Annotated in this window: 11 protein-coding genes; 5 read left to right on the top strand and 6 right to left on the bottom strand. The window is 66.3% G+C overall.

The features are described 5' to 3' along the window. Positions 1-4: 4 nt before the first annotated feature. Entirely contained in the window at positions 5-1624 is a 1620-nt protein-coding gene (gene groL, locus KRX52_RS15435; protein WP_217682608.1) for a chaperonin GroEL, read from the bottom strand. A 441-nt stretch (positions 1625-2065) separates the two neighbouring features. On the opposite strand from groL, the gene KRX52_RS15430 reads away from it, so the two are divergent. Further along, on the top strand, positions 2066-3148 hold the full coding sequence (locus KRX52_RS15430) for a type I restriction endonuclease (protein ID WP_217682607.1): 1083 nt from the start codon (positions 2066-2068) through the stop codon (positions 3146-3148). A gap of 253 nt (positions 3149-3401) precedes the next feature. Here KRX52_RS15430 and KRX52_RS15425 read toward each other — a convergent pair whose 3' ends face one another. Both KRX52_RS15425 and KRX52_RS15420 read right to left on the bottom strand, forming a co-directional pair. Further along, the gene (locus tag KRX52_RS15425) at positions 3402-5123 is read right to left on the bottom strand and encodes a SulP family inorganic anion transporter (RefSeq protein ID WP_217682606.1); all 1722 of its coding nucleotides are present in this window, start codon (positions 5121-5123) and stop codon (positions 3402-3404) included. A gap of 269 nt (positions 5124-5392) precedes the next feature. Further along, positions 5393-5806: an archease gene (locus KRX52_RS15420; RefSeq protein WP_217682605.1), complete on the bottom strand. Its 414-nt coding sequence runs from the start codon at positions 5804-5806 to the stop codon at positions 5393-5395. Between the two features lie 373 nt (positions 5807-6179). Between KRX52_RS15420 and KRX52_RS15415 the strand changes: the two genes are divergently transcribed. Together KRX52_RS15415 and KRX52_RS15410 are read left to right on the top strand one after the other, a co-directional pair. Further along, positions 6180-7529: an MFS transporter gene (locus KRX52_RS15415; RefSeq protein ID WP_217682604.1), complete on the top strand. Its 1350-nt coding sequence runs from the start codon at positions 6180-6182 to the stop codon at positions 7527-7529. A gap of 197 nt (positions 7530-7726) precedes the next feature. Further along, positions 7727-8251: an anti-virulence regulator CigR family protein gene (locus tag KRX52_RS15410; RefSeq protein WP_217682603.1), complete on the top strand. Its 525-nt coding sequence runs from the start codon at positions 7727-7729 to the stop codon at positions 8249-8251. A gap of 44 nt (positions 8252-8295) precedes the next feature. On the opposite strand, the gene paeA is transcribed toward KRX52_RS15410, so the two are convergent. After that, the gene (paeA, locus tag KRX52_RS15405) at positions 8296-9612 is read right to left on the bottom strand and encodes a polyamine export protein PaeA (protein WP_217682602.1); all 1317 of its coding nucleotides are present in this window, start codon (positions 9610-9612) and stop codon (positions 8296-8298) included. A 271-nt stretch (positions 9613-9883) separates the two neighbouring features. Here paeA and KRX52_RS15400 point away from each other — a divergent pair, with 271 nt between their 5' ends. After that, positions 9884-10234, top strand: coding sequence for a diacylglycerol kinase (locus KRX52_RS15400; RefSeq protein ID WP_217682601.1), 351 nt, complete (start codon positions 9884-9886; stop codon positions 10232-10234). Between the two features lie 13 nt (positions 10235-10247). Here KRX52_RS15400 and paaE read toward each other — a convergent pair whose 3' ends face one another. Then, a complete protein-coding gene (paaE, locus tag KRX52_RS15395; protein ID WP_217682600.1) occupies positions 10248-11330 on the bottom strand; it encodes a 1,2-phenylacetyl-CoA epoxidase subunit PaaE in 1083 nt (360 codons plus the stop codon). 204 nt (positions 11331-11534) lie between these two features. On the opposite strand from paaE, the gene paaY reads away from it, so the two are divergent. Beyond that, a complete protein-coding gene (gene paaY / locus KRX52_RS15390; protein WP_217682599.1) occupies positions 11535-12128 on the top strand; it encodes a phenylacetic acid degradation protein PaaY in 594 nt (197 codons plus the stop codon). Between the two features lie 4 nt (positions 12129-12132). Here paaY and KRX52_RS15385 read toward each other — a convergent pair whose 3' ends face one another. Then, a complete protein-coding gene (locus KRX52_RS15385; protein ID WP_217682598.1) occupies positions 12133-12927 on the bottom strand; it encodes a thymidylate synthase in 795 nt (264 codons plus the stop codon). Positions 12928-13008: the final 81 nt, after the last annotated feature.

Genomic DNA, 13008 nt, shown 5'->3' with positions numbered 1-13008 from the left:
TTCCTCACTCCATGCCCGGCATGGGCGGCTCGTGTTCGTCCTTGCCGGGGATCTCGGTCAGGGTCGCTTCTGTGAGCAGCAGCACGCTGGCCACCGACACCGCGTTCTCCAGGGCGATGCGCACCACCTTGGTCGGGTCGACGATGCCGGCCTGGTACATGTCGACGTACTGGTTGGTCGCCGCGTCGAAGCCGATCGAGCCCGCTTCGCCGAGGATGCGCGCCACCACCACGCCGGCGTCCACCGCCGAGTTCTCGGCGATGCTGCGGGTCGGCGCCTCCAGCGCGCGACGGAGGATCTGCACGCCGGTCCGCTCGTCGCCGGCGCATTGCTCCTCCAGTGCGGTCAGCGCCGGCACCGCGCGCAGCAGGGCCATGCCGCCGCCGGGGACGATGCCCTCCTCGATGGCCGCCTTGGTGGCGGCGATGGCGTCGTCGAGGGCGTCCTTCTTGGTCTTCATCTCCGCCTCGGTGGGCGCGCCGACGCGGATCACCCCGACCCCGCCGGCCAGCCGCGCCAGACGCTCCTGCAGCTTCTCGCGGTCGTAGTCGCTGCTGGCGCTGTCGATCTGCTTGCGGATCTGCGCGATGCGCGCCTCGATGGCCTCCTTGCGCCCGCCGCCGCCGATCAGCGTGGTGCTCTCCTTGTCGACCACCACCCTCTTGGCGCGGCCGAGCTGGCGCAGCTCGACCTGCTCCAGGCGCAGGCCCAGCTCGCTGGAGATCACCTGGCCGGCGGTGAGCACGGCGATGTCCTGCAGTAGCTCCTTGCGCCGGTCGCCGAAGCCCGGCGCCTTCACCGCCACCGCGCGCAGCACGCCGCGGATCTGGTTGACCACCAAGGTGGCCAGCGCCTCGCCCTCGATGTCCTCGGCGATGAACAACAGCGGGCGGCCGCTCTTGGCGATCTGCTCGAGCAGCGGCACCAGCTCCTTGAGCAGGCCGATCTTGTGGTCGCAGAGCAGCAGGAAGGGGTCTTCCAGCACCGCCTGCATCTTGTCGGCGTCGGTGATGAAGTAGGGCGAGATGTAGCCGCGATCGAAGCGCATGCCCTCGACCACGTCGACCACCGTCTCGGTGGTCTTCGACTCCTCGACGGTGATCACCCCCTCGCCGCCGACCCGCTCCAGCGCCTCGGCCACCAGCTCGCCGATGCGCGCCTCGTTGTGCGCCGAGATGGCCGCCACCTGGGCCTTCTCCTTGCGCGTCTGCACGGTGCGCGACTGCGCCTTGAGCGAATCCACCGCCGCCTGCAGGGCGCGGTCCAGGCCGCGCTTGAGGTCGATGGCACTGGCCCCGGCGACCACGTTGCGCACGCCGTCGGCGAGGATGGCGTGGGCCAGCACGGTGGCGGTGCTGGTGCCGTCGCCGACCGCCTCGCCGGTGCGCTCGGCGGCCTGGCGCAGCATCTGCGCGCCGAGGTTCTCCTCGGGGTCCTCCAGCTCGACCTGCTTGGCGATGGTCACGCCGTCGTTGCACACCAGCGGGGTGCCCCACTTCTTCTGGATCAGCACCGACTTGGACTTCGGCCCCAGGGTCACGCGGATCGCGTCAGCCAGCTGGGTGGCGCCGCGCAACACCTTCTCGCGCGCGGCATTGCGGAACAGCAGCTTGGTGTGGGGCATGGGGGCGCCTCCCTCGTCGTCGTGGGGCGGCGGCCATGGGCTGGACAGGATCGGCTCGCCGCCGGAGTCCTTTCAGCGTAGCGAGGGGATGGGGAGTTCGCCGGGCCGTTCGGCCTTGGCGAGGGAGCATGGTGCGCACGGCGCACCCTACGGATGAGCACCCTCCGGGTAGGGTGCGCCGTGCGCACCAAGACTCAGACGTCGGCCACCGCCTGGCGCAGGCCTCCTCCAGCCTGGCACCGGTGCCGCGCACGCCGATGTCGGCTTCGTGGGGGAAGGTTTGGGAGGGCATGGGGTGGGCCTGTGAAGATATTTGGTTAGCGTAGCTGGCGAGAGGCAAGCTGTTTTCTTAATGGTGCTGTGCTGTCGAGTGCTTTGGGGTGTTGCTCGCAGCTCGGTTGGCGCAATAGGATGGCCACTTAATTTACCAAGGAGGTCGAAATGGAATTCTTCGAAAAGCTGAACAGTCTTTCAGCCAAGGTTAGGCAGCAAGGTGCGTCGATTCAGACGGAAGAAGCTACAAAAAATGCTTTCGTCATGCCCTTCATTCACTCCGTGCTTGGGTATGACGTTTTTGATCCTGCCGAGGTGACTCCAGAATTTGTCTGCGATGTTGGCATCAAGAAGGGTGAGAAAATTGATTATGCCATCCTTAAGGATGGTGAAGTTCAGATTCTGATTGAGTGCAAAAAGGTTGGCGAGCCACTGAATATTAATCATGCGGCCCAGCTGTTCCGCTACTTTCATGTCACCAATGCCCGTATTTCCATTCTCACCAATGGTCAGGTTTACAAGTTCTTCACGGATCTTGATGCTCCGAACAAGATGGATGAAAAGCCATTCCTTGAATTGGATCTGCTTGACATCGATGAACATGCCGTTCCGGAGCTGATTAAGCTGACAAAGTCGGCCTTTGATGTGGACTCCATCATCAGTGCTGCGGGCGAATTAAAGTATGTGAGTCAGATCAAGAAACTCATCGCCGCTCAGTTCAGCAAGCCTGATGACGACTTTGTGAAATTCTTTGCCTCTCGCGTCTATGACGGAATGATTACCCAGAAAGTCCGCGAGCAGTTCGGAGAGCTAACCCGCAAAGCCGCAAGCCAGTTCTTAAGTGATCAAATTAACGATAGGCTTAAGTCGGCTATGAGCGGAGCGGTACAGTCAACGGTTACACCTTCGGCAGTCGGTTCCGAGAAAGCGGCTAATGATGAGAGCGATACAGCCGAAGACAAAGTGGTGACCACACTTGAGGAAATGGAGGGCTTCCATATTGTAAAGGCGATTGTGCGGTCGGTCGTCGACGCCAAGCGAATCGTTCAGCGCGATACTCAAAGTTATTGCGGTATTTTGTTGGATGATAATAACCGCAAGCCTATCTGCCGGCTTCATTTCAATCGTAGCCAAAAGTATATTGGTATTTTTGATAAGGAGAAAAATGAAACCCGTCACCCTGTTGGGTCAGTCGATGAGATTTATGACTTCGCCGATCAGCTGAAGGGGACGGTCGAGTTTTACGCCTGAAGATTAAATGTTCTGAAATAAAGCCCAGGCTCTGCGCTGGGCTTGTTTCTGTGCCCTTGGCATGGGCGCAGTTCTGCGGGTGAAAGTCCCGTCGTAAGTTGATCTCTGCGAACGAAGTGAAGCGCAACTGCGCGACCGTGACTGGTCGCAGATCGTTCCGGTCTAGGCCAGCTCCGTGCCCCCCGGCCCCGACTTCGAGGGGCAAGGCATGCAATAGCATGGAAAGTCGGCCAGTAGCTGCCCCTCCAAGTACTCACGCCTCCTCAGCGTCGCCACCCTCTTGCCACTCCAGAAACGCCTTCACCGCCTTGCGCATGGTCGGGAAGTACAGGGTGTCATCATCCTCGAGCGCATGCGCCTTGCGCCACGCCATGAGCTCCTGGTAACGCCCGGCGACGACCAGCTGGACGCCCTGCTGGCGTAGCGTTGCCCTCAGCTCCTCGACTGCGAGATAGCCCGTCACATCCATCTGCGTGATCGGCATGGCATCCAGCACCAGCCAGTGCAGACCAGCGCCGGCACGCTCGACGGCGTGCTCCACCTGTTGCCTGAAGTAGTTGGCGTTGAAGAACACCACTGGCGCATTGAAGCGCAGCAGCAGCAGGCCGGGCCAGGTGGTTGCCTGCGGATGGTTGGCCAGGTGATGGAATCCGGAGATGCCGGCGACCTTGCCGAGCACATCCACCCGCGGCCGCGAGGAGAGCCTGACGAAGCGGATCAGCGAGAGGACCAGCACCACCAGGATCGCCTTGATGGCGCCCACCCAGATCACGCCGAGGGTGGCCAGCATCGCGAAGACGAATTCGATCCGGCTGAAGCGCAACAACAGGACCAAGCCGCGCACATCCAGCAGCGATATCGACGCCATGATCAGCACCGCGGCCAGCGCGGCGATCGGTACGAAGCGCAGGGGCCCGCTGAGGAACAGCAGCACCACGGCAATCGTCAGTGCGGCGATGACGCCGGCCAGTTGGGTTCGGCCGCCCGCGGCATCGCTCATCGCCGTGCGCGAGTCGGCGCCGCTGATGGCGAAGCTCTGGGTCAGCGCCGCCGCGATGTTGGCGGCGCCCAGGGCGGCGAGTTCGCGGTCGGCATCGATCTCGTAGTGGTTCTTGGCGGCGAAGCTGCGCGCGGTCAGCATCATGCTGGAGAAGCTGACCAGCGCCACGCCCAGCGCGGCCGCCACCAGTTCGTCGAGCAGCTCCCAGGGCACGGCCGGCAGCTTCAGTTCCGGCAGGCCGGCCGGTACCGCGCCGACCACTGTCACCCCGAGCTGATCGAGACGGAAGACCGCGACCACGACCGCGGCAACCACCAGGGTTACCAGGGCCGCCGGCAGCCGTGGCAGCAGGCGCGGCGAGAGCAGCAGCACGGCAAAGGCGCTGAGCCCGACCAGCAGGGTCGGCCAGTGAAAGTCGGCGTACTGTTCGAGCAGCTGCACCGCCGCCGGCACCACGCCGGGCGCAGCGACGGACACCCCGGCCAGCTTGCCCAGCTGGCCGGCGAGGATGTGCACGGACACGCCGTTGAGGAAACCGACCAGGATGGGCTTGGAGAGGAAGTCGGCCAGCGCGCCGAGGCGGATGAAGCTCGCCAGGATGCAGAACACCCCGGTCAGCCCGGCGAGGGCGACCGACAGCGACAGATAGAGCTCGCCATCGCCGGCGGCGAGCGGAACCAGCGCCGAGGCGACCAGGGCGCAGGTCGCCGCGTCCGGCCCGACGATCAGCTGGCGCGAGGTGCCGAACAGGGCATAGACCAGCAGCGGCAGGATGCTGGCATACAGGCCGACCACGGGACTGAAGCCGGCGAGCTGGGCATAGGCGACGCCGACCGGCAGGGCGACGGCGGCCACCGACACGCCGGCGACCAGGTCGCCCGGCAGATCGCGGCGCCGGTAGGCGAGCAGCGCGGCGAGGCCGGGAGCCAGGCGCTGCAGTCCTCGGGAGAATCGACCGTGCTGCGCTTTGCCCATGCTGGAGATCCTCTGCCAGAGGCCGGAAGTCAGCGGACGCGTCCTGGCCAGACAAGCCAGGGCGCCCTCCGGCATGGCTCGGCCGACTGCCGCGAACGCAGGCAATTGCCGCGCCGTGGGTTCAACCAGGCCGCCGGGATCACTTCAGCGTAGCGAGGGGGAGGGAAGTTCGCCGGACCGTTCGGCCTTCGCGAGTGAGCATGGTGCGCACGGCGCACCCTACGGATGCGCACCTTCCGGGTAGGGTGCGCCGCGCGCACCGTGGCGTCTCAGACGTCGACCACCGCCTGCGCCAGCCACTGGCCGTCCGCCTGCCGGCAGACCTTCAGCTCGCAGAACGACACGCCCTTGGCCTCCGCCGCCGGCTGGTGGCGTGCCACGTCGATGGGCTCGCCCCAGGCGGTGGCGTGCAGACGGGTGCCGGCGATCTTCACCTCGAAGCGCGCGAACAGCAGGTGGCGGGTGGCCATACGGTAGATCAGCGCGTTGAGCCAGTCGACCAGCAACAGCTCCACATCCGGCGCGGCGCAGTCGATGGTCAGCGCCTCGCGCGGCACGACGGTGGCCGGGTCGCAGATCACCGCGGTCAACGCCAGCGCCGCGCCGGCGAAGGCCTCGTCCAGCGTGGCGCCGGTGCCGCGCACGCCGATGTCGGCTTCGTGGGGAAAGGTCTGGTGGGGCATAAGCTGGGCCGGGCGTGTGGGTGGTTGAGGGAGCGTAGCTGGCTTGATCGCTTGGCACCTGCGGCCAGTTTTGCCCCGCCTTCGGGGCTCGGCACCGATCATCAACCAGATGATCCAGCCACGTTGGCCATCCGGGGCTGCACCCGCGTGGGTCTGCCCGGCACACGCACACATCGGCTACTCGCCGCCAGCCAGGCGTGCTCTTGAGCAACAACACATCCGTATTGGATGTGAATTTTTGCACACTTGGTCTGTAGTTTTGCCTCTGCTGGTTTGGAAGTTTGCACACATATACTCGGGTCGGGCAGTGGCCATCTGCGCTGCCTTGCGTACTTGCAAAGCCCTAACGACAAAAACAATAGAGCAGGCAATTATGAGCGAATCGCTATCGACAGCTGGCCGTTCCGGCCGCAAGCACTACCGCATCGCTGGCCTCGCCAGCATGGCGGGGACCACCATCGAGTGGTATGACTTCTTCCTCTACGGCACTGCTGCGGCGTTGGTCTTCAACAAGCTCTTCTTCCCGGCCCTCGACCCGATCACCGGCGTGCTGGCCGCGTTCGCCACCTATGCCGTCGGCTTTATCGGCCGCCCGCTGGGCGGCATCGTCTTCGGCCATTTCGGCGACCGCATCGGCCGCAAATCGATGCTCCTGCTGACCCTGCTGATGATGGGTATCCCGACCATCGCCATCGGCCTGATTCCCACCTACGAGCAGATCGGCTATTGGGCCGCGCTGCTCCTGGTGTTGATGCGCTTTCTGCAGGGCATGGCGGTCGGCGGCGAGTGGGGCGGCGCGGTGCTGATGGCCGTCGAGCACGCTCCGGAAGGCAAGAAGGGCTTCTACGGTAGCCTGCCCCAGACCGGCGTCGGTGCGGGCCTGGTGCTGGCGTCGCTGGCCATGGGCGCGGTCGCCGCGCTGCCGGAAGAGCAGATGCTGAGCTGGGGCTGGCGCCTGCCGTTCCTCGCCAGCGTGGTGTTGCTCGGTATCGGTTGGCTGATCCGCGTCAAGGTGGCCGAGTCGCCGGATTTCGAGAAGATGAAGCATCAGGGCCGTCAGGTGCGTCTGCCGCTGCTCGAAGTGCTGCGCAATCATCCGCGGGCCACTCTGACCATCATCGGTGCGCGCACCGCGGAGAATGCCTGGTTCTACATGGCGGTGACCTTCGCCCTGGCCTACGCCGCCAACCAGCTGCAGATCCCGCGCGCCGAGGTCCTGCACGCGATCACCGCGGGTGCTGCGCTGTCGCTGCTGACCATGCCGTTCTGCGGTTGGCTGTCGGACAAGGTCGGCCAGAAGCGCCTGTATTTCACCGGCCTGCTGCTGCTCTGCGCTTTCGTCTATCCGTTCTTCACCATGCTGGGTACCCGCGAGCCGCTGCTGGTGTGGTGGGCCATGGTGCTGGCGGTGGGCGTGGTCTTCCCGATCCTCTACGCACCGGAGTCGCTGCTGTTCGCCCGCCAGTTCCCGGCCGAGATCCGCTACAGCGGCATTTCCCTCTCGGTGCAACTGGCTGGCGTGCTCGGCGGCGGCTTCGCGCCGATGATCGCCACCTCGCTGCTCGGCGCTGCCGACGGCAGCCCGCGCTATGTGATTTTCTACCTGGTCGGCATGGGCATCGTCGCGCTGTTCTGTACCTCGCTGATGCAGGGTGACCGGGCGGCAGCCAGCAACATGAGCATGTCCCGCAGGCCCGCCACGCCGGCGCTGGAAACGCTCTGAGCGTGCCCCCTGCGCGGGATTCCCGCGCAGGCTTCAGGAGCCGGCCGCAGGACCGCGAGCGCCGGTTCGATGGGGTCGGCGCGCCCCTCAACTTGCGCTGCGTCCCGCTATCCGTCGGAGTCGCAGGTTATGCTGCTTGCGGATTCCGCCTGCCGGCCGACTCCCGGCAGGGACACTCGCTCTTATGGAGAAGCCGCATGTTCAAGTCGCGTTCAACCGTCGTGCTGTTCACCGGTCTGACCCTGCTGGCCGGGTCGTCGGCCTTGCTGGCCGAGCCCAAGGGCCAGGAGGAGCATCCGCAGCAGATGCACTCGTCGCAGCAGGGCAAGGGCCATCAAGGCCAGAACGGGGCCGCGCCGCAGGGGCATAAGCCGCAGAACGGCAGCCCGGCGCAGCGGGGCGGCAAGTCGGCGAGCGGCGGGCCGTCCTACTCTGACGATCACCGCAGCTTCCATGTCGACGGAGACCGCATCCGCGTGACCATCGGCGACAGCCGCGGCTACTGGAGCCCGGGCAAGGCGTTGCCGCCAGGCATCCGCAACAACCTGCAGCGCGGCAAGCCGCTGCCGCCGGGGATCGCCAAGCAGCAGCTGGACAGCCGCCTGGTCAGCCGGCTGCCCTACTACGAGGGCTATCAGTGGCTTCAGGTGGGGACCGATCTGGTGCAGGTGTCTATTTCCACCGGGCTGGTCAACGAGGTGCTCAACGACCTGTTCCACTAAGCAGCGCCATCAGCGGCAGCAGGCCGTCACTGGTCTGCGCCTCGTCAGTGCCCGCTGGCGTTCTCCGCGCCAGCCGGCGCGGTGCGGGTGACCATCACCTGGTCGATGCGGTAGCTGTCGACGTCCATCACCTCGAAGGTGTAGCCGCCCCAGGTCACGCTGTCGGTGCGCTTGGGCACGCGGCGCAGCATGGTCATCAGGAAGCCGGCGAGGGTTTCGTACTCGTCCTCGTGGGGCACGCTGTCGATCTCCAGCGCGCGGCGCACGTCCTGGATCGGCGTGACGCCGTCGATCAGCCAGGAGTTCTCGTCGCGGCGGACGATCTGCTCCTCGTACCAGGGTGAGACCATGTCGCCCATGACGATGCTCATCACGTCGTTGAGGCTGATCAGGCCGACCACCAGGCTGTATTCGTTGACGATCAGGGCGAAGGTTTCGCCGGCCTGGCGGAATTGCTTGAGCACTTCGGCCAGGGTCAGGCGGTCCGGCACCACCAGCGGCTTGCGGATCAGGGCGGGGTCGGCGAGGGAGATCGGCTGGTCGTTGAGCACCCGCTGGAACAGGTCCTTGATGGTGACGTAGCCGACGATGTGGTCGATGTCGCCGTCGCAGACCGGATACGCGGAGTAGGGCTCGTCGGCGATCCGCGAGCGGATCAGCGCATCGGGGTCGTCGCGCAGGAAGTAGACGATGCCTTCCCGGTGGGTCATGGCGCTGGGCAGGGTGCGGGTTTCCAGCTCGAAGATGTTCTCGATGACCTGCTGCTCGCTGGCTGCCAGGGTGCCGGACTGGGCGCCGGCCTGGGTCATGGCCATGATGTCCTCGGGAGTGACGCTGTCGTCGCGCTGCTTGGGCAGCTTGAGCAGGTTGATCACGCTGCTGACGATCCACGAGTAGAGCAGCACCAGCGGCTTGAGCAACGTGGAGAGTATGCGCATCGGGCCGATGACGCGGATGGCGAGCTGTTCGGGAACCGCCATGGCGACCTGCTTGGGAATCAGGTCGGTGATGACGATGAACAGCGAGGTGGTGAGGGTGAACGACACCACGAAACCCAGGGTGGCCGCCTGCTGCGCCTCCAGCCGCAGTGCGAACAGCTCGCTGAACAGCGGGCTGAACAGGCCCTCGCCGACGATGCCGCCGAGGATGGCCAGCGCATTCATGCCGATCTGCACCACGGTGAAGTAGTGGCCGGGCTTTTCCTGGACCTGCATGACCCGCAGGGCGTTGCTGATGCCTTCATCGGCCATCTGGCGGAGCTTCACCGGGCGCGAGGCGGCCAGGGCGATTTCGGCGAGGGAGAAGAAGGCGCTGATCAGGATGAGCAGCAGGAGGAGAAGCAGGCTTTGGCTGACGCTCATAGAGGCTGCATGCACTACGCATGAAAAGTGGATGACGGCTGGAGAGTAGCATGCGGGCATGCGGCGGACATGACAGCGATGGCCCAGGGCGCGGGCTCTGCGCGTGGCGGATTGCCGCCCGCGGCGCGGTTGGCCGATTCTGCTATTTGCGGCGCCGGCCGTTCGGCTACCCTGCAGCTCAGGGGTGGGTGCTGAGGCTTGGCTCGGGGTTGCCGGCCAGCCGTGGCGCCGCTGTGGCGACCCTGCCGTGGGCGGGACAGGAGGGGCAGGCATGAAGGGACAGCCGTTCATCAAGCGCGTGGGCTTTGCCCTGCACGGCCTGCGCCTGGCGGTGCAGCGCGAGGGGAGCTTACGCACCCATCTGCTGGCCGCCGCGGCGGTGCTGGCGGTGCTGCTGGCGACGCGGCCGGCGGCGCTGTGGTGGGCGCTGCTGGCGCTGGCGGTGGGCCTGGTGCTGGTGGCCGAACTGGTCAACAGCGCGCTGGAGACGCTGATCGACCACCTGCACCCCGAGCGCCATCCGGAGATCGGCGCGGCCAAGGACATCGCCGCCGGCGCGGCGCTGGTGGCCAGTGCGGTGGCGCTGCTGGTCGGCGTGGCCTTCGTGCTGCAGTGGTGGTGAGCCTGCGCCGCGCTCAGCCCTGGTCGTAGTCCAGCACCACCGTGGCGCTGCGCGGGTGGGCCTGGCAGGACAGCACGTAGCCGGCCGCGACCTCATGGTCCTCCAGGGCGAAGTTGGCGTCCATCGCCACCTCGCCCTCGACCAGCTTGCACTTGCAGGTGGCGCATACCCCGGCCTTGCACGAGTAGGGCAGCTCGAGACCCTGGGCGAGGCCGGCGTCGAGGATGCTCTGCCCGTCGCCGGCGAGGGCGAAGCTCTGCCGGCGACCGTCGCAGATCAGGGTGACCTGGCTGAGCGCGAGGTCGGCGACCGCCGCGCTGGCGGCGGCTTCGCGAGCGGGGGCGGCGGCGGGCAGGTCGATGTTGAACAGTTCGAAGTGGATGCGCTCGGCCGCCAGGCCGTGGCGTTGCAGGGCGTCGCGGACCGCCTCGGTCATCTCCTGGGGGCCGCAGAGAAAGGCGGCGTCCAGCCCGGCCACCTCGATCCAGCGCGAAAACAGCAGCTCGCACTTGGCGGCGTCGATGCGTCCGCTGTACAGCTCGACTTCCTGCGCCTCGCGACTGAACACGAAGATCAGCTGCAGGCGCGCCAGGTACTGGTTCTTCAGCTGTTCGAGCTGCTCACGGAACAGGGTCTCGGCGCTGCTGCGGTTGCCGTAGAGCAGGGTGAAGCAGCTGTGCGGCTCGCTCTCCAAGGTGGTCTTGACGATCGACAGGATCGGCGTGATGCCGCTGCCGGCGGCCACCGCCAGGTAGCGGCCGGCGCGCGCCGGGTCGAGGGGGACGAAGAAGTGTCCGGCCGGCGGCAGCACCTCGAGGGTCTGTCCGGCCTTGAGCTGGTCGTTGGCGAAGTTGGAGAAGCGTCCGCCGGCCACCCGCTTGATCGCCACGCGCAGCTCGGCGTCGGCCACGCTGGTGCAGATCGAGTAGGGCCGGCGCACCTCTTCGCCGTCGAGGGTGGCGCGCAGGATCAGGTGCTGACCCTGCACATAGAAGAAGGTGTCGCGCAGCTCGGGCGGCACGGCAAAGGCCACCGACACGCTGTCGCGGGTTTCCGGACGCACGTCGCTGATGGTCAGCGGGTGGAACTTGCTCATCCCGGTTTCTCCCTGTGCGGCCTGGGCTGGCCATGCGGATGCACGTGAACGGCCCGCTGGGCAACGGCCTGGCCGAGGCGTTCGACGCTGATGGCAGACGTCCCGCGCGGTGGCCGTTTATCCTGAGTATACGAGCCCGGCGCGTCTGGGCAATTTTCCGGGCAGGCCTGCCGCGCCTCCCGTGAGCCCATATGGAGTCCGAGCATGCCCTGCTACCGTTACGCCGGCGTCACCCCGGTGGTGTCCCCCGACGCCTTCGTCCACCCCACCGCGGTGCTGATCGGCGACGTGATCGTCGGCCCCGGCTGCTACGTCGGGCCGCTGGCCAGCCTGCGCGGCGACTTCGGGCGCATCGTCCTCGAGGAAGGGGCCAACCTGCAGGACACCTGCGTGATCCACGGCTTTCCCGGCAGCGTGACCCGCATCGAGCGCCACGGCCACATCGGCCACGGCGCGGTGCTGCACGGCTGCCGGATCGGCGAGGATGCCATGGTGGGGATGAACGCGGTGGTGATGGACGATGCGCAGATTGCCGCGCGCTCGATCGTCGCCGCCTGCAGCTTCGTCAAGGCGGGTTTCGTCTGCGCGGAGCAGTCGCTGGTGATGGGTGCGCCGGCGCGGGTCAGCCGCCAGCTGACGGCCAAGGAAGTGGCCTGGAAGCAGGCCGGCACCCGCGAGTACCAGGTGCTGGCGCAGCGCTGCCGGGACGCGCTGGAGGAGTGCGAACCGCTGGCCGAACTGGAAGCCGCGCGGCCGGCACTGCCAGCGTCGGCAGTGCGGCCGAAGGGCCAGGGCTAGGCGATCAGACCGCGACCGCCGCCTTGATGTGCGGATGAGACTGGTAGTCTGTCAGCTCGAAGTCCTCGAACTTGAAGGCGAACAGGTCCTTCACGTCCGGGTTGAGCTGCATCTGCGGCAGCGGGTAGGGCGCGCGCGACAGCTGCAGGTCGGTCTGCTCCAGGTGGTTGCTGTACAGGTGGCAGTCGCCGCCGGTCCAGATGAACTCGCCGGGCGCAAGGTCGCAGACCTGCGCCACCATCAGGGTCAGCAGGGCATAGCTGGCGATGTTGAACGGCACGCCGAGGAAGATGTCGGCCGAGCGCTGGTACAGCTGGCAGCTGAGCTTGCCGTCGGCGACGTAGAACTGGAACAGCGCATGGCAGGGCGGCAGGGCCATCTGCTCGACCAGCGCCGGGTTCCATGCCGAGACGATCAGCCGGCGCGAGTCCGGATTGTTCCTGATCATCGCGATCAGGTTGCTGATCTGGTCGATCGACGCGCCGTTGGGCGCCGGCCAGTTGCGCCACTGGTAGCCGTACACCGGGCCGAGGTCGCCGTTGCCGTCGGCCCACTCGTCCCAGATGCGCACGCCGTGGTCCTGCAGGTACTTGATGTTGGTGTCGCCCTGCAGGAACCACAGCAGCTCGTGGATGATCGACTTGAGGTGGCACTTCTTGGTGGTCACCAGCGGGAAGCCGTCAGCCAGATTGAAGCGCATCTGGTGGCCGAACACGCTGTAGGTGCCGGTGCCGGTGCGGTCGCTCTTGAAGGTGCCGGTCTCGCGCACCAGGCGCATCAGGTCGAGATACTGTTTCATCGCAGGCTCGCGGCTCGGAAGGAGCGGAAATGGTAAGTGTCGCCTCGGTGGCGCTCAAGGCAGGCCGCCGGGCGGTATTGG

This window comes from Geopseudomonas aromaticivorans (assembly GCF_019097855.1).
Taxonomy (GTDB): Bacteria; Pseudomonadota; Gammaproteobacteria; order Pseudomonadales; family Pseudomonadaceae; genus Geopseudomonas; species Geopseudomonas aromaticivorans.
This window is presented reverse-complemented; position numbering and strand designations above follow the sequence as displayed.